19 protein-coding genes and 2 pseudogenes are annotated in these 25,479 nt (G+C 59.4%); 10 read left to right on the top strand and 11 right to left on the bottom strand.

The genetic code is table 11. The annotated features are described in order from the left end of the window. Positions 1-19: 19 nt before the first annotated feature. The 6 genes from JN403_RS09085 to JN403_RS09060 form a co-directional block, all read right to left on the bottom strand. Positions 20-505, bottom strand: a complete 486-nt coding sequence (locus tag JN403_RS09085) for a nuclear transport factor 2 family protein (protein WP_205486783.1) — start codon at positions 503-505, stop codon at positions 20-22. Positions 506-594: 89 nt separating this feature from the next. After that, complete coding sequence (locus JN403_RS09080; protein WP_205486782.1) at positions 595-1,902, bottom strand: CynX/NimT family MFS transporter; 1,308 nt, start codon at positions 1,900-1,902, stop codon at positions 595-597. A gap of 223 nt (positions 1,903-2,125) precedes the next feature. Further along, the gene (locus JN403_RS09075; RefSeq protein ID WP_037014923.1) at positions 2,126-2,890 is read right to left on the bottom strand and encodes an amino acid ABC transporter ATP-binding protein; all 765 of its coding nucleotides are present in this window, start codon (positions 2,888-2,890) and stop codon (positions 2,126-2,128) included. 10 nt (positions 2,891-2,900) lie between these two features. Beyond that, on the bottom strand, positions 2,901-3,998 hold the full coding sequence (locus tag JN403_RS09070; protein ID WP_205486781.1) for an amino acid ABC transporter permease: 1,098 nt from the start codon (positions 3,996-3,998) through the stop codon (positions 2,901-2,903). Between the two features lie 10 nt (positions 3,999-4,008). Beyond that, positions 4,009-5,190, bottom strand: coding sequence for an amino acid ABC transporter permease (locus JN403_RS09065; protein WP_205486780.1), 1,182 nt, complete (start codon positions 5,188-5,190; stop codon positions 4,009-4,011). A 65-nt stretch (positions 5,191-5,255) separates the two neighbouring features. Beyond that, positions 5,256-6,287: an amino acid ABC transporter substrate-binding protein gene (locus tag JN403_RS09060; protein ID WP_172609639.1), complete on the bottom strand. Its 1,032-nt coding sequence runs from the start codon at positions 6,285-6,287 to the stop codon at positions 5,256-5,258. 490 nt (positions 6,288-6,777) lie between these two features. Here JN403_RS09060 and JN403_RS09055 point away from each other — a divergent pair, with 490 nt between their 5' ends. Together JN403_RS09055 and rhlB are read left to right on the top strand one after the other, a co-directional pair. Beyond that, positions 6,778-7,434 (top strand): alpha/beta fold hydrolase, encoded by a 657-nt coding sequence (locus JN403_RS09055; protein ID WP_205486779.1) that lies wholly within the window; start codon positions 6,778-6,780, stop codon positions 7,432-7,434. Between the two features lie 108 nt (positions 7,435-7,542). Continuing rightward, entirely contained in the window at positions 7,543-9,015 is a 1,473-nt protein-coding gene (gene rhlB / locus JN403_RS09050) for an ATP-dependent RNA helicase RhlB (RefSeq protein ID WP_205486778.1), read from the top strand. Positions 9,016-9,047: 32 nt separating this feature from the next. On the opposite strand, the gene moaE is transcribed toward rhlB, so the two are convergent. The 5 genes from moaE to JN403_RS09025 form a co-directional block, all read right to left on the bottom strand. Beyond that, positions 9,048-9,497 (bottom strand): molybdopterin synthase catalytic subunit MoaE, encoded by a 450-nt coding sequence (moaE, locus tag JN403_RS09045; RefSeq protein ID WP_205486777.1) that lies wholly within the window; start codon positions 9,495-9,497, stop codon positions 9,048-9,050. 1 nt (position 9,498) lies between these two features. Continuing rightward, positions 9,499-9,744 (bottom strand): MoaD/ThiS family protein, encoded by a 246-nt coding sequence (locus tag JN403_RS09040; protein WP_172612967.1) that lies wholly within the window; start codon positions 9,742-9,744, stop codon positions 9,499-9,501. Positions 9,745-9,746: 2 nt separating this feature from the next. After that, positions 9,747-10,232, bottom strand: coding sequence for a cyclic pyranopterin monophosphate synthase MoaC (moaC, locus tag JN403_RS09035; protein ID WP_205486776.1), 486 nt, complete (start codon positions 10,230-10,232; stop codon positions 9,747-9,749). Between the two features lie 134 nt (positions 10,233-10,366). Further along, positions 10,367-11,761 carry a PhoH family protein gene (locus JN403_RS09030; protein WP_122535850.1) on the bottom strand — a complete coding sequence of 465 codons (1,395 nt, stop codon included), beginning with the start codon at positions 11,759-11,761 and terminating at the stop codon, positions 10,367-10,369. Between the two features lie 313 nt (positions 11,762-12,074). Beyond that, entirely contained in the window at positions 12,075-13,328 is a 1,254-nt protein-coding gene (locus JN403_RS09025) for a polysaccharide deacetylase family protein (RefSeq protein ID WP_205487280.1), read from the bottom strand. A 183-nt stretch (positions 13,329-13,511) separates the two neighbouring features. Here JN403_RS09025 and yaaA point away from each other — a divergent pair, with 183 nt between their 5' ends. The 8 genes and pseudogenes from yaaA to JN403_RS08985 all read left to right on the top strand — a co-directional run bounded on the left by yaaA (position 13,512) and on the right by JN403_RS08985 (position 25,473). Beyond that, a complete protein-coding gene (gene yaaA, locus JN403_RS09020; protein ID WP_205486775.1) occupies positions 13,512-14,291 on the top strand; it encodes a peroxide stress protein YaaA in 780 nt (259 codons plus the stop codon). A gap of 998 nt (positions 14,292-15,289) precedes the next feature. After that, positions 15,290-16,605 (top strand): annotated as a pseudogene (locus JN403_RS09015) (nucleotide sugar dehydrogenase). Between the two features lie 129 nt (positions 16,606-16,734). Continuing rightward, positions 16,735-18,215 (top strand): annotated as a pseudogene (alg8, locus tag JN403_RS09010) (mannuronan synthase). A 53-nt stretch (positions 18,216-18,268) separates the two neighbouring features. After that, positions 18,269-19,441, top strand: a complete 1,173-nt coding sequence (locus JN403_RS09005; RefSeq protein WP_122622542.1) for a PilZ domain-containing protein — start codon at positions 18,269-18,271, stop codon at positions 19,439-19,441. Positions 19,442-19,443: 2 nt separating this feature from the next. Further along, positions 19,444-20,856, top strand: a complete 1,413-nt coding sequence (gene algK / locus JN403_RS09000) for an alginate biosynthesis TPR repeat lipoprotein AlgK (RefSeq protein ID WP_122535844.1) — start codon at positions 19,444-19,446, stop codon at positions 20,854-20,856. Continuing rightward, a complete protein-coding gene (locus tag JN403_RS08995) occupies positions 20,853-22,358 on the top strand; it encodes an alginate export family protein (RefSeq protein ID WP_205486774.1) in 1,506 nt (501 codons plus the stop codon). Before algK ends, JN403_RS08995 begins: the two co-directional genes overlap by 4 nt. Before the next feature lie 27 nt (positions 22,359-22,385). Beyond that, positions 22,386-24,020, top strand: a complete 1,635-nt coding sequence (gene algG, locus JN403_RS08990; RefSeq protein ID WP_205486773.1) for a mannuronan 5-epimerase AlgG — start codon at positions 22,386-22,388, stop codon at positions 24,018-24,020. A gap of 13 nt (positions 24,021-24,033) precedes the next feature. Further along, positions 24,034-25,473 (top strand): alginate O-acetyltransferase, encoded by a 1,440-nt coding sequence (locus JN403_RS08985; protein WP_108120673.1) that lies wholly within the window; start codon positions 24,034-24,036, stop codon positions 25,471-25,473. Positions 25,474-25,479: the final 6 nt, after the last annotated feature.

Here is a 25,479-nt window from a genome sequence, read left to right as displayed (position 1 = left end):
GCGAATCAAACCCGCCAGGTTATTGCGCCTGGCGGAATTTGCTCAGCCCTTCAGCTGCCTGACGACGAACCTTTGCGCGCAGCAACGGCGTCCAGCCCAGCAACAGGCCCATCGTGCCGAGCGCCTGACGCGACCAGCGCCATAGATCAAACTGATCGTGGTGCTCGCAGATCTTGCCGTCGCGAAACACAAACCGCGCCTGAATGTCGTTGACCACCGTGCGGCCGGTCTGGCTGAACAGGTAGGTCGCGACCCAGTGCGCCGCGCCAGTTGTGGCATCGGCACGAACGTGATCGAACACCACCGAAAAGTCACGGGCCCGGGAGGTCAGCATGCGCCACATGTCGCCGGCATCCTGCCCGTGCAACTCGCCAAACACCGGGTCGGAGAACACCACGTCCTCGCTGTAGCACGCAGCCATCGCCTCGGCGTCCAGGCGGCTGAACGCCTCGTAGAAGCGCGTGATGACCGCGCTGTTGTGTTCGCTGGTAAAGGTCTCGCTCATGGGAACGCCGTCCATGGATATAGGATGCCTGCACGATAAGCGGCCCCACCGCGTTTTGCCACGGGCATTCGCATCACAAATGCTTCCCCTCAGACTTTCTCGCTGGTCACGCCCACGTACAGCGCGCGCCCGGCACCCAGACCAGCGATGATCGCGGCGATGCCGATGATCCCGAAGATCCAGCCCACCGAGTCCCAGTTGCCGGTCCAGTCATGCACGACGCCGACCGCGAAAGGCCCGAGCGACGCGAGGGTGTAGCCGAAGCCTTGAGCCATGCTCGACAGGTTGGCGGCGACATGGGAGTCCCGCGAGCGCAACACGATCAGGGTCAGTGCCAGGCTGAACGTGCCGCCCTGCCCCACGCCGAGCACCACGGCCCAGCCCCACAACTGTTCAAGTGGCGCATACAGGCAGCCGAACAGACCGGCCAGTGTCAGCAGCATCACCAGCACAATAGCGATGCGCTGATCCTTGCCGCGAGTGGCCAGCCACGGCGCGGTCAGCGAGCTGACCAGTTGCACCATGATCGAACCGGACAACAGCAGGCCGGCGTCAACGGCAGTCAGTCCTCGCCCGATGAGGATCGACGGCAGCCAGCCGAACACGATGTAGGCCAGTGACGATTGCAGGCCCATATAAAGGGTGACTTGCCAGGCCAGAGGATCGCGGCGCAAACCGCGTACCCGATAAGCCACCTGATGCTGGCCATGACGTTGACGCGTCTGCGGCCACCAGAAGATCGCGGCAAGAATCGCCGGGACGATCCAGAAACCCAGGCCCAGTGTCCAGTCGCGGCCGTCGCCGTTACCCAGCGCCTCGCTTAACGGCACCGTGGAGCCGGCCGCAACGGCGGCGCCTAGGCACAGCGCCATGGTGTAAACGCCCGTCATGGCACCGGCCTGCCTGGCGAAGTCGCGTTTGACGATGCCGGGAAGCAGAACCCCGATAATGCCGATGCTGGCGCCAGCCATGATGCTGCCGGCGAACAGACCGAACTCGCCCAACGAGCTGCGCAGAATGATGCCGCAGGCCAAAGTCAGCAGAATGCCGAGTACCACGCGCTCACTGCCGAATCGCCGCGCAAGGATCGGCGCAAGGGGCGCGAACAGGCCCAGGCACAACACCGGCAGCGTGGTCAGCAACCCGGCCGTGGCCGCAGAAAGTCCCAGGCTTCGTGACACCTCACTCAACAACGGCGCCATGCTCGACAACGCCGGACGCAGATTCAGCGCCACCAGCACCAGGCCCAACAACAGGAACCATGGGCGCTTGAGCACGGGATGATGCTGCTGCACCTGCTCGTCATCCGCTTCCGCGTCGATCAGCAGTTTGTCAATTTCATGGGGTGTCGAAGCATTTGAACGGGAACTGCTCGCCGTCGGCGCCTTGGTCGTCATGGGATTCTCGTGGGGGCAGGAGGATGTAACAGCGCATTGCGCAAAGGAGTAATCCTGTTGGAGATCGGCAGAGAACACAAGTTTTACGAGGATTGGGTACAGTTTTGCAGTGGAGTACGCGCCCACTCCTTATTCGATGACGTCCCTCTTCGCGAGCAAGCTCGCTCCCACAAAGTAAAAACCCGGGCACTAGGCCCGGGTTCTTTGCATCGCAGCTACTGACTCAGTGCAGGATCTGGCTGAGGAACAGCCTTGTACGGTCGCTTTGCGGATTATCGAAGAAGTCGTTCGGCGCGGCTTGTTCGACGATCTCGCCTTTGTCCATGAAGATCACGCGGTTGGCGACGGTCCGGGCGAAACCCATCTCGTGGGTCACGCAGAGCATGGTCATGCCCTCTTCCGCCAGGCCGACCATGGTGTCGAGCACCTCTTTCACCATTTCCGGATCGAGGGCCGAGGTCGGCTCGTCGAACAGCATGATCTTCGGCTTCATGCACAGCGCGCGGGCGATCGCCACACGCTGTTGCTGACCGCCGGAGAGCTGGCCAGGATATTTATGCGCCTGCTCGGGAATACGCACGCGCTCCAAATAATGCATGGCGATTTCTTCGGCCTTGCGCTTGGGCATCTTGCGCACCCACATCGGCGCCAGCGTGCAGTTCTGCAGGATGGTCAGGTGCGGGAACAGGTTGAAGTGCTGAAACACCATGCCGACTTCGCGACGAATCGTCTCGATCTGCTTCAGGTCCGAAGTCAGCTCGGTGCCATCGACCACGATGCGACCCTGCTGGTGCTCCTCCAGACGGTTGAGGCAACGGATGGTCGTCGACTTGCCCGAACCCGACGGGCCGCACAACACAATGCGCTCGCCCTGACGCACGTTCAGGTTGATGTCTTTCAACACGTGGAACTGGCCGTACCACTTGTGTACGCCTTCCATCCGGATCATGCCTTCGGCGCCCAGAGGCTTACTGATAGCTTCACTCATCACAAAACTCCTAACGCTTGTGGCCTGTGTCCAACTTACGCTCCAAATGCATGGAGTAGCGGGACATGCCGAAACAGAAGATCCAGAACACCAGGGCCGCGAACACGTAACCCTCGGTCGCCATGCCGAGCCACTTGGGGTCGGCGGCAGCTTGTTTAACGCTGTTGAGGAGGTCGAACAGGCCGATGATGATCACAAGGCTGGTGTCCTTGAACAACGCGATCACGGTGTTGACCAGACCCGGAATGACCATCTTCAAGGCCTGCGGGAGAATGACCAGGCCCATGCGGCGCCAGTAGCCGAGGCCCATGGCCGCAGCTGCTTCGTATTGACCCTTGGGAATGGCCTGCATGCCGCCTCGAACCACCTCGGCCACGTACGCCGACTGGAACAGGATCACGCCGATCAGCGCACGCAGCAATTTGTCGAAGTTCATGCCTTCAGGCAGGAACAACGGCAGCATCACCGACGACATGAACAGCACGGTGATTAACGGAACGCCCCGCCAGAACTCGATGAACGTCACGCACATCACGCGGATGGCCGGCATTTCGGAGCGACGCCCCAAAGCCAGCACTACACCCAGTGGCAACGCGCCGGCGATACCCACTGTGGCGATCACCAGGGTCAGCATCAGGCCGCCCCACTGACTGGTCGCAACGAGGTCGAGGCCGAACACGCCGCCGTGCAGCAGGAAGTACGCAACGATCGGGTAGATGAACAGGAACGACAGGCCGTAGATCGCCTTGCGCGGCATCACTTTGATGAACAGCGGCGCGACGCCGATGATCGCCAGCCAGACGGTCAGATCAACCCTCCAGCGCAGTGCCTGCGGGTAGTAGCCGTACATGAACTGGCCGAAGCGCTGTTCGATGAACACCCAGCAGGCGCCGGCCTTGGTGCAGTCTTCGCGCGTCGTGCCGACCCAGTTGGCATCGAAGATGGCCCAACTCAGCAACGGTGGAACAACCAGCCAGATCAGGTAGATCGCGAACAGGGTCAACAGCGTGTTGATCCAGCTTGAGAACAGGTTCTGGCGCATCCATGCCACGGGGCCGAAGACTTTGCTCGGCGGTGGCATGTCGGGTTTGAAAGTATGGGATGTCATGCGCGTTTCCTCACCGCTCGATCAGCGCAATGCGCTTGTTGTACCAGTTCATCAGCAGGGAAATGCTGATACTGATCGCCAGGTACACGCTCATGGTGATGGCAATGACTTCGATGGCCTGACCGGTCTGGTTGAGCACGGTACCGGCGAACAGCGAAACCATTTCCGGGTAACCGATACCGGCGGCCAGCGACGAGTTCTTCGCCAGGTTCAAGTATTGGCTGGTCAATGGCGGGATGATCACCCGCAGTGCCTGGGGAATGATGACCTTACGCAGTGTCGGCCCTGGACGCAGGCCCAGCGAACGTGCCGCTTCGGTCTGGCCGTGACTCACCGACTTGATGCCCGAGCGTACGATCTCGGCGATAAACGCCGCCGTATAAACTGTCAGGGCCAACGTCAGCGCCAGCAGTTCAGGGATCAGTACCCAGCCGCCAACAAAGTTGAAGCCTTTCAGTTCAGGGACCTCCCAATGCACCGGTGCACCGAAGATCAGCGCGCAGAGCGCCGGGATCACGATGAACAGCGCAAGGCCTGCCCAGAACTTGTGGAACGGTACGCCCGTGGCTTCGAAGCGCTTGTTCGCCCAATGCGTCATGAACACGATGGCAACAATGGCCAGCACTACGCTGATCACGAACGGCCATGCCGCATCGGTGGCAATCGCGGCCGGCATGTTCAGGCCACGGCTGCTGACGAAGAATGAGCCGAGAAAGCCATGGGCAGCCCGCGGCCCTGGCAGGGTCAGGAACACCGCGAAATACCAGAACAGGATCTGCAGCAGCGGCGGAATGTTACGGAAGACTTCAACGTAAACCGTGGCCAGCTTGTTGATGATCCAGTTGTTGGACAGACGCGCGACGCCGACGATGAAGCCCAGCAGGGTCGCAAGGACCACGCCGATGAATGTCACCAGCAGCGTGTTGAGCAAACCGATCAGGAAAACCCGCGCGTAGGTGTCCGACTCCGTGAACGGAATCAGGTGCTGCGCGATGCCGAAGCCGGCACTGTTTTCGAGGAAACCGAAACCTGAGGTGATACCCCGGTGTTGCAGGTTGGTCTGGGTGTTATCGAACAGATACCAACCCATCGCGACTACGGCGACAACCGTAATTATCTGAAATAGCCACGCACGCACTTTAGGGTCGCTGAGGCTGAGCCTCTGCTTGGGTGCGCTGATTTGATTTTGCATGGAGTGCCCCGGAAGAAATGCAACAAAGCGCCCGGCTGCAATTCACGCAGCCGGGCGCAGGTCAATCAACGCACAGGTGGTGCGTATTGAATGCCGCCAGCGTTCCACAGAGCGTTCTGACCGCGAGCGATCTCCAGAGGAGTGGCTGCGCCCAGGTTCTTCTCGAAGATTTCGCCGTAGTTACCGACTTGCTTGACGATCTGCACGACCCAGTCTTTTTTCAGCTTGAGCTGCGGACCGTAATCGCCGTCGGCACCCAGCAAGCGTGCCACGTCAGGGTTCTTGGTGGATTTGGCTTCGGCTTCAACGTTTTTCGACGTCACGCCAGCTTCTTCCGCGTTCAGCAAGGCGTAGCCCACCCAGCGAACAACGGTGGTCCAATCTTCATCGCCACGGGCGACAACAGGGCCCAGCGGTTCTTTGGAGATGGTTTCAGGCAGAACGACGTAATCCTTCGGCGAGGCCAGCTTGGAGCGCTGTGCGTAGAGCTGGGATTTGTCGGAGGTCAGTACGTCGCAACGACCGGATTCCAGCGACTTGGCGCTTTCGTCGGAGGTGTCGAACGTGATCGGGGTGTACTTGAGGTTGTTGGCGCGGAAGTAGTCCGATACGTTCAGCTCAGTGGTGGTACCGGCTTGAATACAGATGGTCGCGCCGTCCAGTTCCTTGGCACTTTTCACGCCCAGCTTGCTGTTGGCCAGGAAGCCAACGCCGTCGTAATAAGTGACGAAGCCCGGGAAGACCAGGCCCATGCTCGCGTCACGGGAGCTGGTCCAGGTGGTGTTACGCGACAGGATGTCGATTTCGCCGGACTGCAGCGCGGTGAAGCGCTCTTTGGCGTTCAGCTGGCTGAACTTGACCTTGGTCGCGTCGCCGAATACCGCAGCAGCCACAGCGCGGCAGAAGTCGGCGTCGATGCCCTGGATCTTGCCGCTTGCGTCCGGAACCGAGAAGCCTGGCAGACCGTCACTGACGCCGCACTGAATAAAGCCCTTCTTCTGAATGGCGTCCAGCTTGGCACCCGCTTGAGCGAACCCGGTCAGGCCGAGCGCTGCAGCGGCGGCCACTACAGCCAGGGTGGATTTCAACATCTTCATTCAAACCTCCAGTTTGCTCTTTGTTGTGTAGGAGCCTTAGCCCCGTCGCACCCTTGTGAGGCATTCATGACCCGTGTTGGCTTGTTTTTGGGTCAGGCGACGTTGAACCCGTTGGCCGCCACCGGCGCCACGCATCTGGTCATCCCGTGTTCGGCCTGTTGCGAGTCCTGCAGACTGAAGCCCCATGATGTCCTTGAACCCCGAGGTTCAAAGCGAATCGTGCCGGGAATCCTGCTCGATGATTCCTTGCTGCCCCTGACGCAACACTCGGCTGTCTGTTTGATAGCCTATTAGTGTTACCGCACGAGGTGAGCGCCTTCACTCCGCGGGTTGTGTAGCAAAGCCCGTACCACCATGCTGGCAATGTCGAATTAGCGACAGGTCAAGATCAAAACTTGTAACCTTGCGACATCTTTCCTACATCCGCACACGACCCGACGCACCGCCTTAAAGCGCTGCGCCAAAGGCGTCGCACACTAATGGAGCACACATGACTGAACCGTTGATCATCGAGCCGGAATTGGCAGTCGATGCCTGCGTGATCTGGCTGCACGGCCTGGGCGCTGACCGCTATGATTTTCTGCCGGTCGCCGAGATGCTGCAGAAGGCGTTGAAGACCACGCGGTTCATCCTGCCCCAGGCGCCGACCCGTGCCGTCACCATCAACGGTGGCTACGCGATGCCCAGCTGGTATGACATCAAGGCCATGAGCCCGGCCCGCGCCATCGACAGCGACCAGCTGGAAGGCTCGGCGCAAGACGTCATCAAGCTGATCGAACAACAACGCGACGGCGGCATCGACCCGGCGCGAATCTTCTTGGCGGGGTTCTCCCAGGGCGGCGCCGTGGTGTTGCACACTGCCTTCCTGCGTTGGGAAGGCCCCCTCGGTGGCGTGCTCGCGCTGTCCACTTACGCACCGACGTTCAGCGACGAAATGAGCCTGTCCGCCAGCCAGCAACGCATCCCGGCCTATTGCTTGCACGGCAGCAATGACCCGGTGGTGTTGCATGCCATGGGGCGAGCGGCTTACGAGCATCTGAAGGTCCAAGGCGTCACCGTGACATGGCAGGAATACCCAATGGAGCACGAAGTGTTACCGCAGGAAATTTCCGACATAGGTGTCTGGCTCGCGGATAAGCTTCGCTAGTCCACTCATTTGATCCTTCCAATTACGTTGCGGATTTGCTAGGACACTACGCCGCGCCGGGTTCTTGCTTTACACTCCCCGGCGTACATTCCTAAATCAATCGATGAGATGACCGTGCTCAAAGCACTTAAAAAGATGTTCGGAAAAAGCGAGGCTGAGCCGCTCGCGCCTGCTGCTCCCCTTCCCGTCCCCCAGCGCCAGACCGAAAGCGTCTCGCGGGAACCGTCAGCAGCAGAAGTGCACGTGCCAATGCCAGAGCATTCGGCAGTCACTGCACCGCCCGTCACTTCGCCCACCAGGGCGGAACGCCCGCGCCGCGAACGTGCACCCAAGCCTGTCGTTATTCCCTGGAAACCCGAAGACTTCGTCGTCGAACCCCAGGAAGGCAAAACCCGTTTCCACGATTTCCCCCTCGCCCCTGAATTGATGCACGCCATCCAGGACCTGGGCTTCCCGTACTGCACGCCTATCCAGGCCGGCGTTCTGGGCTACACCCTCAAAGGCCGCGATGCCATCGGCCGCGCCCAGACCGGCACTGGCAAAACCGCCGCTTTCCTGATTTCCATCATTACCCAGTTGACCCAGACGCCTCCGCCGAAGGAGCGCTACATGGGTGAGCCCCGTGCGCTGATCATTGCGCCGACCCGTGAACTGGTGGTGCAGATCGCCAAGGACGCCGAGGCGCTGACCAAGTACACCGACCTCAACGTGATGACGTTCGTCGGCGGCATGGATTTCGACAAGCAGCTTAAACACCTCGAAGCCCGCCACTGCGACATCCTGGTCGCCACGCCTGGCCGTTTGCTGGACTTCGCCCAGCGCGGCGAAGTGCACCTGGACATGGTCGAAGTCATGGTGCTGGACGAAGCCGACCGCATGCTCGACATGGGCTTCATCCCTCAGGTCCGCTCGATCATTCGCCAGACCCCGCACAAGGGCGAGCGTCAGACGCTGCTGTTCTCCGCCACCTTCACTGAAGACGTGATGAACCTGGCCAAGCAGTGGACGACGGATCCTGCGATCGTCGAGATCGAATCGCTGAACGTCGCCAGCGACACGGTCGAGCAACACATCTATGCCGTCGCCGGCGCCGACAAGTACAAGCTGCTGTTCAACCTGATCAATGATCACGGCTGGGAGCGGGTGATGGTCTTCGCCAACCGCAAGGATGAAGTGCGACGCATCGAAGAGCGTCTGGTGCGAGACGGCATCAATGCCGCGCAGTTGTCAGGCGACGTGCCGCAGCACAAGCGCATCAAGACGCTCGAAGGCTTTCGCGAAGGCAAGATTCGCGTGCTGGTGGCCACTGACGTGGCGGGTCGCGGGATTCACATCGACGGCATCAGCCACGTGATCAACTTCACTCTGCCGGAAGTACCGGACGACTACGTACACCGCATCGGACGGACCGGTCGTGCAGGCGCTGATGGCGTGTCGATCAGCTTCGCCGGTGAAGACGACTCGTATCAGCTGCCGTCGATTGAAGAGAAGCTGGGTCGCAAGATCAGCTGCGAAACGCCGCCAACCGTGTTGTTGCGGCCGGTAGTACGCGTGCAGCGGGCGATTCCTGCGGCGGAGTGACGCCACGCTGCTATGAAGGCTGAGCCCTCGGCCTATTTCCAGCGATCCGCAGCCTTGTGATCGCTGTCGCGGCCTTCCACCCAGCGCGGCCCTTCTGAAGTGTTTTCCTTCTTCCAGAACGGCGCGCGGGTTTTCAGGTAGTCCATGACGAAATCGCAGGCCTCGAACGCGGCTTGGCGATGGGCGCTGGCGGCCGCGACGAACACGATTGGCTCGCCTGGCGCCAACTCGCCCACCCGATGAATCACTTCCAGCTTGAGCAACGGCCAGCGCTGCTGCGCTTCACCGACGATCTTGAGCAGCGCTTTCTCGGTCATGCCGGGATAGTGTTCAAGGAACATCCCCGCCACGTCACGTCCATCGTTGAAGTCCCGCACGTAGCCGACAAAGCTGACCACCGCACCTACGCCGACGTTCGCGTCGTGCATGGCGTTGACTTCAGCCCCCGGGTCGAACGCATCGGGTTGCACTCGCACGCTCATATCAGCCTCCGGTGACGGTCGGGAAGAACGCCACTTCATCGCCTGGCTCGACAGCCGTGTCCAGCGAGCACAGCTCCTGATTGCGGGCACACATGATGCCCTTCTCACTCAGCACCTCCCACACACCGCCGCGCTCAAGCAGATGCTGGCGCACCGCATCGACGGTGGCGAATGCACCTTCGAGGTTCTCGCTCTCGGTGCCGAGGGTTTCGCGAAAACGCGCAAAATATTGGACTTGTACGTGAATGGTCATTGGGCGTTCACCTGCTCATCAGCGATGAAATGTCCGCTTTTGCCACCGAGCTTTTCAAGCAACCGGACGTGTTCGATGGTCATGCCGCGGTCAACCGCCTTACACATGTCGTAGATGGTCAGGGCCGCGATGCTGGCGGCGGTCAGCGCTTCCATTTCCACCCCGGTCTGGCCGGAGAGTTTGCAGCGGGCAAGGATGTGCACGGTGTCAGGACTTTCAGCGGTGAGTTCGACCTTCACGCCCGTGAGCATCAATGGGTGGCAGAGGGGAATCAGATCGCTGGTTTTCTTCGCGGCCTGGATGCCAGCGATGCGCGCGACGGCAAATACATCCCCTTTGGGATGTCCGCCTGCGACGATCATTTGCAGGGTTTCGGGCAGCATGCGTACGCGCGCTTCGGCCACGGCTTCACGGAACGTCACGTCTTTTTCAGTGACGTCGACCATGTGGGCGCGACCTTGGGAATCGAGATGAGTGAGCACGGGATGACTCCTGAACAGGAGCGGGGATTGTAGGGAGTTAGGGCTAGAAGCTACAAGCTACAAGCTACAAGCTGAGGACCCTGAGCGGACGTCGGCTTGCAGCTTGAGGCTAGAGGCTTGAAGCTGCTGCCACGTTACAAATGGCTCTCCGCGTATTCGGCCAGGATCGAGCGTGGAACACCTTGCAGACTGATGTGCACGCCGTTGGGGAAGTCCTTGAAACGCTCCGTCAGGTAAGTCAGCCCCGAGCTGGTGGCCGACAGATAAGGCGTGTCGATCTGTGCCAGGTTACCCAGGCAGACCACCTTGGAACCGGCGCCTGCACGGGTAATGATGGTTTTCATCTGGTGCGGTGTGAGGTTCTGGCATTCATCGATCAGGATCAGGCTCTGCTGGAAGCTTCGACCGCGAATGTAGTTGAGGGATTTAAACTGCAGCGGCACCTTGCTGAGGATGTAATCGACACTGCCATGGGTGTTTTCGTCATCCATGTGCAACGCTTCCAGGTTGTCGGTGATCGCGCCAAGCCATGGTTCCATCTTTTCCGCTTCGGTACCGGGCAGAAAGCCGATCTCCTGATCGAGCCCCTGCACGCTACGGGTGGCAATGATACGGCGGTAACGCTTGCTGACCATGGTCTGCTCGATGGCCGCGGCCAGGGCGAGAATGGTTTTGCCCGAACCTGCCGCGCCGGACAGGTTGACCAGATGAATATCCGGATCGAGCAGCGCGAACAGCGCCAGCCCTTGATAAATGTCGCGCGGTTTCAGCCCCCACGCTTCCTGGTGCAGCAGCGGCTCTTGATGCATGTCCAGCAACAGCAGCTCGTCAGGCTTGACGCCTTTGACCCAACCGACGAAGCCTTGCTCATCAATGATGAACTCGTTGATGTGCACAGACGGAATCTGCTCGATCATCTGCACTTTGTGCCAGGTCCGGCCGTGATCCTGACGGGTATCGACTTTGCTCACCCGGTCCCAGAAAGAGCCGGTCATGTTGTGATAACCGCGGGACAGCATCGACACGTCGTCAACCAGTTGGTCGGTGCTGTAATCCTCGGCCTCGATGCCGCAGGCCCGCGCCTTGAGGCGCATGTTGATGTCTTTGGTGACCAGTACGATGCGCGTGTCCTTTTTCCGCGCATGCAGGTCGATCAACTGATTGATGATGATGTTGTCATTGAGGTTGTCAGGCAGGACCCGGTTGGGCTCTTGCCGCTTGTTCATGAGGATGGACAGATAACCCTTGAATACGCCTGTACCGCGATCGATCGGTACGCCTTTTTCAACCTCCTCCGGGGTCGCTTCGCCGAGTGTCTTGTCAATCAACCGGATCGCCTGCCGACATTCAGCAGCCACCGAGTGCTTGCCCGCCTTGAGCTTGTCCAGTTCTTCCAGGACCGTCATGGGGAGTGCAACGTGATGTTCTTCGAAATTCAGAAGCGCGTTTGGATCATGGATCAATACGTTGGTATCGAGCACGTAGAGGATTGGCTGGTTAGAGGAAGGGGTGCGTCCGTGGTCATCCATACTCGCTCACCTTTATAGTAGCCAAGTGACGCAACACACAGCGATGCTGCGCCACGAAAAGGCCGCCGAGGCTTTCCCCTTGAGGCAGGAGAAAATTGCGCAAAGTGGGGTCTGGGATGACGCCACCTGTGTTGCAGGGTTCGGCGGTCTGTTGTCGTAATACCGCAAAACCGATGACATAAAAACGCGTTTCGGCGCTTTTTGAGGTTTATTTCTCAAGGGGCACATTAGGCCTTGGCGGATGGGTCAGCCGCGTTTAAAGTCGGAAGTCCGGTCCGGGACAAATCCTCAGAAATTTCCCACCTCCCCCTTGTCATTCCCCTTCTTTCACTGGCGGCACTGCCTGCTCAACCGCTGCACCCGGCTGCTCGACAGGCTCTTCTGCGGCGTCATCGTCTGGCGTGTCATCCTCCTCATCCGGCCCATCTTCTTCGTCGGCCAACTGCTGCGGATAGATATGGCAGTCTTCCCACATCACACCGCTTTGCGCGGTATTGGCCATCAGCCACGGCACCGCCTGCTGCGCCTTGTCCGTGCTGTCATGGAACACCACGTTCCCGCGCCGCCACAACAGCATCAGCGTTAGCACCCGATTGGCAGCCTGCTCGGCGCTGATGCGTCCGGTGCTGTCCTGGGAATCGATGTTCCACAGCGAAACACGCAGCTGCTGATCCCGGAAGAACGACGCGCTGTCGGTACGACGATGGCCGTAAGGCGGGCGAAACAGCGGCACGAAATTGTCCGGCAGCACTTGTTGGACCAGTGCGGCGGTGCGCTCTATGGAGTCTTGCCAGTCGCGCCAGTGGGCATGGGACCTGAACTCCCAGCCTTGCAAGCCGACGCATTGCTGCCGGTAGACGTTTTGCAGCGCCTGAGCCGAGGTGCTGTCCAGACGACTCTGCAGGCTTTTGCCCAGAACAAAGAAGGTCGCGGTGATTTTCTGCTGGCGCATGAAATCAGCCAGCCAGTCGGTGGCGCCATCGGCAACGGTCGGACCACTCTCGAAATTGAGCAGGAAGGTCCGGTCCGGCATTTCCTCGCCGCTGAGCTCGTCGGAGTTGTAGCGCTCGATCTCGCTGCTGGTCTGCGGGAACAAGGCGGCCATGCGCAACAGTTCATTGAGGTAACGCTGGTTGAAGGCATCGGCCGGCGCGGCCCACTGCGCATAGAAGGAATCATCGGCCACTTTGTACTCGGCGGCGCGCTGGCGCAGCATCGGCACGTCATCAACCAGTACACAGAAAGACGCGTCGGCTCCGCAGGTCTTTTCCGCGAATGTCCAGTTCTCGAACAGGCGCGTCCATAAGCGTGTGCGGATCAGGTTCACCGTCGGCAGGTTGATCTGGCGCAGGCCCAGGCGCGCACTCAGCTGGGCGTCGCTGAGGTTTTCGCTCTCCAGCAGCTGATGGGCGAAGCTGAGAATTTGCGCGCGCGAAGCGACGTCGAACAGCTGCGGCGTTTCCAGTGCCTCCGGCCAGACTGCGCGATCCAGCGTCGCAATTTCGCCCGTGGCCGCCTGTGCGTTGAGCCCCAATAAACAGGCTCCAATCAATACCAGCATGCGCAACACGACGTGCTCCCAATCCTTGATAACGAGGCCGAAAACCGGCGAGGCACTATAGCGGATTTGCCTCAGACCAGAATGCCGGATTCCGGCACCGCTTCCGTAGGATGGCACCTATCGACACCATAGCTGGAGTGATACGCACGCAACCCCTAGAATCGCCCGACGATCAAAGGAGCCCTGCCCATGCTGATGGTGATTTCCCCAGCCAAAACCCTCGACTTCGAAACGCCGCCCACCACCAAACGCTACACCCAGCCGCAATTTCTGGATCACTCCCAGGAACTCATCAGCCAATTGCGTGACCTGACGCCAGCACAGATCGGTGAGCTGATGCACCTGTCCGACAAGCTCTCCGGCTTAAACGCCGCCCGCTTCGGCAGCTGGAATCCAGCGTTTACGCCTGAAAACGCCAAACAGGCGCTGCTGGCCTTCAAGGGTGACGTCTACACCGGACTCGACGCCGACACCCTGAGCGGACCCGAGCTGACTTACGCTCAGAAGCACCTGCGTATGTTGTCCGGGCTTTATGGGCTGCTGCGTCCTCTAGACTTGATGCAACCCTATCGGCTGGAAATGGGTACAAAGCTGGCGAACGCAAGGGGCAAGGATCTTTACGCATTCTGGGGCGACCGCATCAGCGAATGGCTCAACGAGGCGCTGAAAGAACAAGGCGACGACGTGCTGCTCAACTTGGCGTCGAACGAATACTTTTCAGCGGTCAAGCGTCCGGCACTCAATGCCCGCGTCATTGAAACCGAGTTCCGCGACCAGAAAAACGGTCAGTACAAGATCATCAGTTTCTACGCCAAGAAGGCCCGGGGCATGATGGCTCGCTTCGTGATTTCCGAGCGCATCAGCACGCCCAAGGACCTGATGCAGTTCGATGCCCACGGCTATCGCTACAGCAAAGAGCAGTCCTCTCCGGACAAGCTTATTTTCCTGCGGGATGAGCAAGACGCCTGAGCGGCACCGCCCTGAACGTTCGCCAGTCAGCGTCGCCCGTCTCCACTTCATGACGGGCAACGCGACGGCATTCAATCCCTACTTCGGTGCACTTCCCAAGACACAAGTGTCACCATTTTAGTGTGCATGCCGTGATCCCATCATTCGAATGCGTCCATCCATCCAACCGGAAGCTAAGAAATACAGTGACGTTGTTCGCAAATTCCCACACTAACTTAGTTCATAACCTACAGTTTGCGCGGACGAACGGTAGTGCTGCCGACTAATTGGCGCCAACTAAAAGTCAAAATCTAACGCGTTCTTTTTTTCTCAAAAATTTAACAACTTTTTTTGCAGATTTTCGCCCCGCTGATTGAACGCTAGTCACTACCAGTTTCATACCGACGAAAGCCTTGCAAACTAAGGCTCGGACCAGGATCGCCGGCACGTCGGAACCTGCCTGAAACCGCTCAGTGTTACGAAAAATCTCAAAAAGAGGACGAGCGGCCCGGAACTTATGGGGAATGCCCACGCTCCTACATCCCGTAACAATTCTCGTCCCCCATGTAGGACATCTCTTACATGGCACATGGACAGATCTGGAAGTTGCTTCTCAACGAAGTTAGACCCGTGGGTCAAGTGGTACGTACAAGGAGTCACGCACCAAACTAGTTGAAGTGAATTGAGCTAGCACCATTCGGGTGCCCGCAGTCGTGAATCGGGGCTGATTCATCGGGAGACGGCCAAAAGCCTTGTCCTTGACCGCCTGAGCATGACGCGCAAACCATCCGCTGGAGTGCCTGCCACATCCCAGATCGGGAACCTATATAAATATGTATGGGCCACTCGACACTTTTGATCTGTAACATTCGGGTTTGCCTTTCATATAGGTAACTCACCCCTTAATTCTGCCTGTGCTTGTCACGCGACATTCATTTGCCGTGCGTACGAGTGCGCGAAAGTTGTAAGACAGTTTTTATATTCGGCCAACTAATGGCGTAAACATCGAGGAGATTACTATGCGTATCAGCATCTTTGGTTTGGGCTATGTCGGTGCAGTCTGCGCAGGCTGCCTCTCGGCGCGTGGTCATGATGTTGTTGGCGTGGACATCTCCGCCGCCAAGATCGACCTGATCAACAAAGGCAAGTCGCCAATCGTTGAGCCAGGTCTGGGCGAGTTGCTGGAAACCGGCATCAAGACCGGCAAGCTGCGCGGCACCACCGATTTCTCCGAAGCCATTCGCGACACTGACCTGTCGATGATCTGCGTCGGCACGCCAAGCAAGAAGAACGGCGATCTGGAGCTGGACTTCATTGAGTCCGTCTGCCGCGAAATCGGCTTCGTACTGCGTGACAAGAGCACCCGTCACACCATCGTCGTGCGCAGCACCGTTCTGCCGGGCACCGTCGCAAACGTTGTTATCCCTATCCTCGAAGACTGCTCGGGCAAGAAAGCCGGCGTCGACTTCGGCGTAGCGGTCAACCCTGAATTCCTGCGTGAAAGCACCGCGATCGCCGACTACGACCATCCTCCGATGACCGTCATTGGCGAATTCGACAAAGCGTCCGGTGACGTTCTGCAGTCCCTGTACGAAGAACTCGACGCACCGATCATCCGCAAGGACATCGCCGTTGCCGAGATGATCAAGTACACCTGCAACGTATGGCACGCGACCAAGGTCACCTTCGCCAACGAAATCGGCAACATCGCCAAGGCAGTCGGTGTCGACGGCCGTGAAGTGATGGACGTGGTCTGCCAGGACAAGGCTCTGAACCTGTCGCAGTACTACATGCGCCCAGGCTTCGCTTTCGGCGGTTCCTGCCTGCCGAAGGACGTCCGCGCCCTGACCTACCGCGCCAGCACCCTGGACGTTGAAGCTCCCTGCTCAACTCCCTGATGCGCAGCAACGTTTCCCAGGTTCAGAACGCTTTCGACATCGTTGCTGCCAGCAACACTCGCAAGGTTGCCCTGCTGGGTCTGAGCTTCAAGGCCGGCACCGATGACCTGCGCGAAAGCCCACTGGTCGAGCTGGCAGAAATGCTGATCGGCAAGGGCTACGACCTGAGCATCTTCGACAGCAACGTCGAATACGCTCGCGTTCACGGCGCCAACAAAGACTACATCGAGTCCAAGATCCCGCACGTTTCGTCCCTGCTGAACTCGGACTTCGACGCGGTCATCAACAACTCCGACGTGATCATCCTGGGTAACCGCGACGAGCGCTTCCGTGCACTCGCCAACAACGCGCCAGCCGGCAAGCGTGTCATTGACCTGGTGGGCTTCATGAAAGGCACCACCACCGAAAACGGTCAAATCGAAGGTATCTGCTGGTAACACACAGCGAGCTGCAAGCCACGAGCTGCAAGTTTCAGGCTTCATCCCTCCCGTCCCGGGCGTCAGCGCCTGCGACGGGAGGTTTGAAGCTTGCGGCTTGAGGTTGCAACTGACTTAGGGATACACACTATGCAAAGGCTGAAGCACGGCTTCCTCCAGGCCGCAGGTTGGCTGTTTTATCTAACTTTGCTGGCTGCCATTGCCATGGCGCTGCCTGCATCGCTGTTTGACTCGCATTCCAAAGATTTCATTTTCCTGATCGGTATCGTCGGCATCTGGCGCTACTCGATGGGCGCAACGCACTTCGTGCGCGGCATGATCTTCCTGTACATCGTCTACCCGCACCTGCGCCGTAAAGTGCGCAAGCTGGGCAAGGCAGCCGATCCGTCCCACGTGTTCCTGATGGTCACCAGCTTTCGTATCGATGCGCTGACCACCGCTCAGGTGTACAGCTCGGTGATCCGCGAAGCCATCAACTGCGGCTTCCCGACCACCATCGTGTGCTCCCTGGTGGAAATGTCCGACGAGCTGCTGGTCAAGGCACTGTGGGCCAAGTACAACCCGCCGGAGCACGTCAAGCTCGACTTCGTGCGCATCGCCGGTACCGGCAAGCGTGACGGTCTGGCGTTCGGTTTCCGCGCCATCTCCCGCCACATGCCGGACGACCGCGCCGTGGTTGCGGTGATCGACGGCGACACCGTTCTGGCTGAGGGCGTGGTGCAGAAAACCGTGCCGTGGTTCCAGCTGTTCGGCAACGTCGGCGGCCTGACCACCAACGAGTTCTGTGAAGTACGTGGCGGCTACATCATGAGCGAGTGGCACAAGCTGCGTTTCGCTCAGCGCCACATCAACATGTGCTCGATGGCGCTGTCCAAGCGCGTGCTGACCATGACCGGCCGTATGTCGGTGTTCCGCGCCACCGTGGTGACGGACCCGGCGTTTATCGCCGACGTGGAAAGCGACTCGCTGCAGCACTGGCGTCTGGGCCGCTTCAAGTTCCTGACCGGCGACGACAAATCCAGCTGGTTCAGCCTGATGCGCCTTGGCTACGACACGTTCTACGTGCCGGATGCCGCGATCAACACGGTTGAGCACCCGCCGGAAAAAGCTTCCTGAAGGCCAGCCGCAAGCTGATGTACCGCTGGTACGGCAACAACCTTCGACAGAACTCCCGCGCGTTGGGTCTTGGCGTTGGTCGTCTCGGCGTCTTCACCAGCATCGTGCTGTTCGATCAGCGCGTGTCGATGTGGACGTCGATCCTCGGCCTGACCGTCGCCATGCTGGCGAGCCTGAAATTCGGTATCGAATACCTGCTGGCGTACCTGCTGTGGATCGGCATCACCCGTCTGATCCTGACGCTCCTGCTGTCTTGCAGCGGACACAAGATCGGTCCTGCCTATCCGATGATTCTCTATTACAACCAGATCGTCGGCGCACTGATGAAGATCTACGTCTTCTTCCGTCTGGACCGACAGTCCTGGACCCGCCAGGACACAAAACTGAGCCGCGACATGGCCAGCTTCCAGGGTTGGTTCAACACCTGGTCGTCGCGGACCATGACTTTCTCGGCTGGCAGCATCTTCGTTGCCGTGCTGCTGACAATGGTCTGACCGGGCCTCTGACCGAAACAATGGATCAACTCGATTAATCAGGAATTACCACCATGAATACAGCCGTGAATGCCAATGTCGTACATGAATCCGAAGCCCAGCGTCAGCACGCACGGGTCAAGATCCCGGCCAAACTGCGACTGCTCAATGGTCAGCCGAACGCTCCGCTGGTGCGTGTCGAAGACCTTTCTGCAGGCGGTCTGAGCTTTGTTGCTCCTGCCAACCTGCGCCCAAGCGTCGGTGAGGTCATCAAGGGTCGCCTGCAGTTCCTGATCGATAACCTCGGTCTGGCAATGGACGTGGCCCTGCAGGTCCGCACGATCGATTCGAGCACCGGCCGTGTCGGCTGCCAGTTCCAGAATCTGGATACCCAGGACATCTCGACCCTGCGTCACCTGATCACGTCGCACCTGTCGGGCGATCTCATCAGCATGGGTGAAGTGCTTGCGACCCTGCAGCGCGACAACTTCACCAAGGCACGCAAATCCAAGGACAGCGGCAGCGGCCTGAGCGCTTTCGGTCGTCTGCGCGCCGTGACCTTCAGCGTCGGTATCTTCGCCGTCGGTTTGATTGCTTTCGGCTTCGTCGCCAAATCGGTCTACGGCATGTATTTCGTCAGCCACTCCACGTCTGGCCTGGTCAGCGTGCCGAGCCTGGATGTGACGATGCCCCGCGAAGGCACCGTGACCAGCCTGGTCGCTCCGAACGGCAACGTCGCCAAAGGTGCTCCGCTGGCGACTTTCAACACCAGCATGCTGGACATGTTGAAAGGCAACCTGGACCCGGACGAAATGCAGCCGGCCAAAATCGAAGAGCTGTTCGGTCGTCAACTGGCCGGCACCATGACCAGCCCATGCGATTGCGTCGTGGCCAAGCAACTGGTCGCCGACGGTCAGTACGCGAGCAAAGGTCAGGTGATCTTCCAGATGGTCCCGCGCAACGTCGCCGCCAATGTCGATGCTCGCTTTACCTACCGTCAGTTCGCCGATGTACAGCCGGGCGCTCGCGTGACCTTCCAGGTCGCTGGCGAAGACGGCGACCACAGCGGCAAGATCGTCAGCGCCACGGCCCTGAGCCCTGCTGACCTGTCTTCCGACATCCGCGTTCAGATCCAGCCTGATGAAGCCATCAACAGCAACCTGGCCGGTCGCCCGGTTGAAGTGGTGAGCACTCGTGGCCCGTCGCTGAACTGGTTGATCGATAAAGCCACGGCGGCAGGTTTCTAAACATGGCTAGCCCACTACGAAGCTTGTCAGCCCCTACATTGTTGAGCCTGGCGATCGCTATCGGTTTGGGCGGCTGTGCCGGCCTGCCCGATCAGCGCCTGGCAAACGAAGCCCTGAAACGCGGCGACACCGCGATGGCGGAGCAAAACTATCGGCAACTGGCGGACCTGGGCTATAGCGATGCACAGGTCGGCCTCGCGGATATCCAGGTGGGTACCCGCGATCCGGAGCTGATCAAGCAGGCCGAGGCGACGTATCGCGCTGCAGCGGCCACTTCGCCACGGGCGCAATCGCGCCTGGGCAAGTTGCTGGCGGTCAAGCCGAACTCCACCGAAGCCGAGCAACGTGAAGCCGAGGGCTTGTTGAAGAAGGCCTTCGCCAATGGCGAAGCCGGCACGCTGATTCCCCTGGCGATGCTCTATCTGCAATACCCGCACACGTTCCCTAACGTGAACGCGCAGCAGAAGATCAACGAATGGCGCGCTGGCGGTTATCCGGAAGCGGGTCTGGCCCAGGTGCTGCTGTATCGCACCCAAGGGACCTACGACCAGCATCTGGGTGAAGTCGAAAGCATCTGCAAGCAAGCGCTGCGCACCACTGACGTTTGCTACACCGAGCTGGCGACGGTCTACCAGAAGCGCGGCGAAGCCGACAAACAGGCTGCGCTGATCGAGCAAATGCAAAGCGGCTACGCCATGGGCAGCGTGCCTGCCATGCGGGTCGACAGCGTCGCTCGCGTGCTGGCAGATTCGACCCTCGGCAAGCCGGACGAAAAGACCGCGCAGTCGCTGCTGGAGAAAGTTGCCCCCGGTTACCCCGCTTCGTGGGTCAGCTTGGCGCAATTGCTGTACGACTTCCCCGAACTGGGTGACGTCAACAAGATGATGGAATACCTGGACAACGGCCGTGCTGCGGATCAACCGCGCGCCGAGTTGCTGCTGGGCAAACTGTATTACGAAGGCAAGCTGGTCTTGCCGGATGCGAAGAAAGCCGAAGAGCACCTGACCAAGGCGGCTGCGACGCAAATCTCCGCGCATTACTACCTGGGTCAGCTTTATCGTCGGGGTTATCTGGGCCATCCAGACCCGCAGAAAGCTGTCGACCAACTGCTGACCTCCGCACGCGGTGGCCAGAACAGCGCCGACTTCGCCCTCGCGCAGTTGTTCTCGCAAGGCAAAGGTATCAAGCCTGATCCGGTCAACGCATGGGTCTTCGGCCAACTGGCACTGGCTCAAGGCACGCCGCAAGCGACGGATCTTGCGCAACAACTGAACGAACAATTGCCGCCTGAGAAGCGCGCCCAGGCGCAGAGCCTTCTCCAGCGAGAACAGCAGGTCCGCGGCACAACCGCTCAAAACGCGTTGGCCTTGCAGACACTGCAAGAAGAAAAAGACGGCGGGGACGCACCTCTATGAAGCTTAAGTTGAACCCTCTGATGGCGGCCGGATTCGGTCTGGGCTTCTCCCTGATCTGGGCCACGCCGACACTGGCGGCCCTGACCGACACTCAGAATTTCGGCATCGAAGTCAAAGCGACGGGCCAGATGGAAGACGACCGTGACCTCGGCACCCGCAGCGGTGGCGACGTCAACGGTGTCGGTCTGGATCTGCGCCCGTGGGCATATGGCGAGTGGGGCAACTGGAGCGGTTACGCGATGGGCCAGGTCGTCACCGCGACCGACACCATTCAGACCGACCCGCTGGATCAGCAGGTCACTGACTCAAACGGTCAGAGCGCTCAGCGTTCGCGCAGCACCTCAAACAGCCGCAAGGTTGACGACAGTTACGCTGCGCTGCGTGAGTTCTGGATCGGCTATAGCGGTTTCACGCCCTACCCTGGCGAGATACTCAAAGTCGGTCGTCAGCGCCTGCGTAATGACGATGGCCAGTGGCACGACGTCAACATCGAAGCGGTGAACTGGACCTTCGACACCACCCTGCTCAAGGCAGAAGTGGGTGCCGCACAGCGTTTCAGTGAATACCGCACCGACCTGACCGATCTGTCGGCGCAGGACAAAGATCGCTCGCACCTTTATGGCGACGTGGAGTACCAGTGGACGCCAGGACAATGGGCAGGCATTCGTGCTCACCACAGTCATGACGGCGGCAGCCTGAAAAGTCAGGGCGAAGCCATCGACGATCTGGACAAGACCACCCGTGGCGACCTGACCTGGCTGGGTCTGCAGGCCAATAGCGATGCGTACAACTATCGCAACCTGAACACCGTCAACTATTGGGGCAGCCTGACCTGGCTGACCGGCGATCGTGACCGCATCGGCACCACTTACGACCCTGTTGGCGATCAGTACGTGGCAGGTGACAAGAACAACGAAAACGTCAACGGCTGGGCGACTGACCTGGGCCTGCGTTTCCGACTGGACCCGATGTGGCAGGTGGGCGGCGCCTACTCCCGCGCCAGCAAGAACTACGAGCAGAACGGGCTTGAAAGCAACCGCTCCAACTGGACTGGTACCCGCTCGCGCGTGCATCGCTTCGGCGAAGCGTTCCAGGGCGAAATGGCCAACGTAGAGTCCGGCTCGCTGTTCGCTTCTTGGCAGATGCAGGACGAATACGACGCCTCGCTGATCTACCACAAGTTCCGTCGCGTTGACGGCCACTCGGGTATCGGCGGCGCGGGTGTGAACCCTGCTCAGGAAAATGTCGACGCCGATGGCGTCAGTACTTTTGCCTCACTGCCGCTCGAAGACGGCCGTAAGGACCTGGGCCAGGAAATGGACCTTGTCGTCACCAAGTACTTCAAGCAAGGCCTGCTACCGGCTGCGGTGAGCCAATCGTTCGACGAGCCATCGGCGCTGATTCGTCTGCGTGCGGGCGTGTTCAAACCGGGCGATGCGTATCACAGCGGTGTGGACGATTACATGCACCGCGCCATCGTCGACGTCATCTGGCGCTTCTGATGCAAGCCGCGATAGGAGTGCAATGAGATGAACAGTCAAGCAAGCAGATTGCGTCACCGGGCATGGCCGTATGCCCTGCTGGAAAGCGCTGTGCTGAGCAGCGCCTTGCTGCTCGCCAGCACTGCGGCCATGGCCAATAGCCCGCTGCCGGTCCCCGCCCCTGCGGCGCATCCGACCGACACCAAGGAAGAAGTGGTCAAAGGCCTGCATGAGGCCAAGACCTACTCCATCAGCAGCCCGCCCGTCGAGCCACTGTTGATGGACAAACCAAAGCTGCCTGACCTGTCGGGTTACACCCTGCAGGCCATGCAAAAGAAGATCGTGCGCAGCAAACCGGGCAAGGTCGCGATCAAACGCATGATGCTGGAAGACTCGCTGAAGGAGTTCGTTGGCGGTGACAACAAGATGGCCGAATGGGTAGCCCGTCAGCACGGGATCCCACAGGCGATCTTCATCGAAGACGGCTACATGACCCTGCAGGAACTGGCGAAGAAGGTGCCTAAGCAGTACCTGAGCGAAACCTCGCCGGGCGTGTTTCTGGCGCGTCTGCCGATCGTCGTCGGCAAGAACGGCATCCTGGAAGTTGACAAGAAGACCACCGAATTGCGCCTGTCTCAGGACGCCGGTGCGTTTCTGGTCAACGACAATCTGCTGTTCATGTCCGATACCAAGCTGACCGGCTGGAGCGAGAAAGCCAACGGGCCGTCGACGTTCAAGGCGCCGAAGGAATTCCGTCCGTTTCTGCTGTCCTGGGGCGGCACCCAGACCTACATGTTCAACACCAAAGTGGCGAGCCTGGGTTACAACAACAGCAAGTCGTACGGCATCAGTATTTCCCAGTACACGCCGAACATGAAGGCTCAGATGAACCGCGCCGAGCCAACCGGCTGGATCGTGAATTCTGAATTCTCGGACATGTGGTACGGCTTCTACTGCTATGAAACCCGCGACTTCGTGGTCAAGGGCAGCACCTACCACGACAACATCATTTATGGCATCGACCCCCATGACCGTTCCCACGGTCTGATCATTGCCGAAAACACGGTGTACGGGACCAAGAAGAAGCACGGGATCATCGTCTCCCGTGAGGTGAACGACAGCTTCATCATCAACAACAAAACCTACGACAACCACCTGTCCGGCATCGTCCTAGACCGTAACAGCGTGAACAATCTGGTGGCATACAACGAGATTTACCGCAACCACACCGACGGCATCACCCTGTATGAAAGTGCCGACAACCTGCTGTGGGGCAATCGTGTGTTCGCCAACAAGCGTCACGGCATCCGGGTTCGCAACAGCACCAACATCAAGCTGTACGACAACCTGGCCATCGGTAACGGGTTGATGGGCGTCTACGGCCACATCAAGGACCTGTCGGACACTGACCGCGACATCAAGCTCGACCCGTTCGATGCTGAAGTCTCGCTGGTCCTCGTCGGTGGCGAACTGACCTCCAACGGTTCAGGCCCCCTGTCCATCGACTCGCCTCTGAGTGTCGAGCTGTACAAGGTCTCGATGCTTGCACCGACCAAATCCAGCGGGATCAGCTTCAACGGTGTACTGGGCGAACGTCAGGACGAAATCCTCGATCTGCTGGTGCGCCAACAGAAAGCCGTGTTGATCGACCCGGTCGAAAGCCAGAAACAACTCCGGGACTGAGGAAGATATTTCTATGCACGCACATTTGATCAAACTGCTCAGCCTCTCGGGCCTGACCGCTGCACTGTTCGCCGCCAGCAATGGCGCGTATGCAGCGGACACCACTGCCCCGAGCTTCACGGCCGAGCCTTGCTGCAGCCTGTGCCCTGAGGCACATGACGAGAAGAACTACGTCAGCCGTTATCAGCAAAACTTCACCACCCTGGTCCAGGCGCAGGGCGACTGGCTGTTCCGGACCCGTGAAGATCTGCGCACCGAATTCGACACCACGCCTGAAGGCTATCGCCGCATGCAAATGCTGCACGATGCCTTCAAGAGCAAGGGTGTGGAGCTGGTGGTCGTGTATCAGCCGACCCGCGGGCTGGTTGATCGCAACAAGCTGTTCCCGGCTGAGCGTGACAAGTTCGACTACAACACTGCGCTGCGCAACTACCAGGCCATGCTCGGCCGTTTCGCAAAAATGGGCTACACCGTGCCGGACCTGTCGCCGTTGACCAACGAGCAACAGGCCCACGATTTCTACTTCCGCGGTGACCAGCACTGGACGCCGTATGGCGCTCAGCGCACAGCAAAAATCGTCGCTGACTCCGTGAAGAAGATGCAGGCTTTTGCAGGCGTTCCGCGCCGGGAATTCGAGACCCACTTGTCAGGTCGCATGGGCAAGAAGGGCACTCTTCACAATATGGCCGGTCAATTGTGCGGCACGAGCTATGCCATCCAGTACATGGACCAGTTCGAGACGGAACCCAAAGGCGAAGCCGCCGACGGCGACCTGTTTGGTGACTCCGGTAACCCGGAAATCACGCTGGTCGGTACCAGTCACAGCGGGAAGAACTACAACTTCTCCGGCTTTTTGCAGGAATACATTGGTGCTGATGTGCTGAACGTCGCCTTCCCGGGCGGCGGCCTTGAAGGTTCGATGCTGCAGTACCTGGGCAGCGAAGACTTCCAGAAACACCCACCGAAGATTCTCATCTGGGAATTTTCGCCGCTTTACCGCCTGGACCAGGAGACCATCTATCGCCAGATGATGTCGCTGCTGGACAACGGCTGTGAAGGCAAACCGGCGGTCATGAGCGCCAGCACCACCCTTAAACCAGGGATCAACGAGTTGCTGGTCAACGGCAAAAACGGCATCAAGGATGTGCGCAACGGCAGTAATCAGATCGACATCAAGTTCGCCGACAACTCGGTGAAAACCCTTCAGGCGCGCCTCTGGTACATGAACGGTCGCCATGAAGACTTGAAGATCGAAAAACCTGAAACATCTGAAACCGACGGGCGCTTCTCCTTCGAACTGCGCGACGACAAGGACTGGGCTGACCAGCAATTGCTCGCACTGGAAGTGCAGGGTCCCGAAGCGGGCACTGCGCCACAGCAGGTCGAAGCGAAAGTATGCAAACGCAACGTGTTCCCGAATGTCGCGCATCAAACCGCGCAAGCCGGGTTATGAGGCTCT

The sequence above is a fragment of the Pseudomonas sp. 15A4 genome (genome assembly GCF_016925575.1).
Taxonomy (GTDB): Bacteria; Pseudomonadota; Gammaproteobacteria; order Pseudomonadales; family Pseudomonadaceae; genus Aquipseudomonas.
This window is presented reverse-complemented; position numbering and strand designations above follow the sequence as displayed.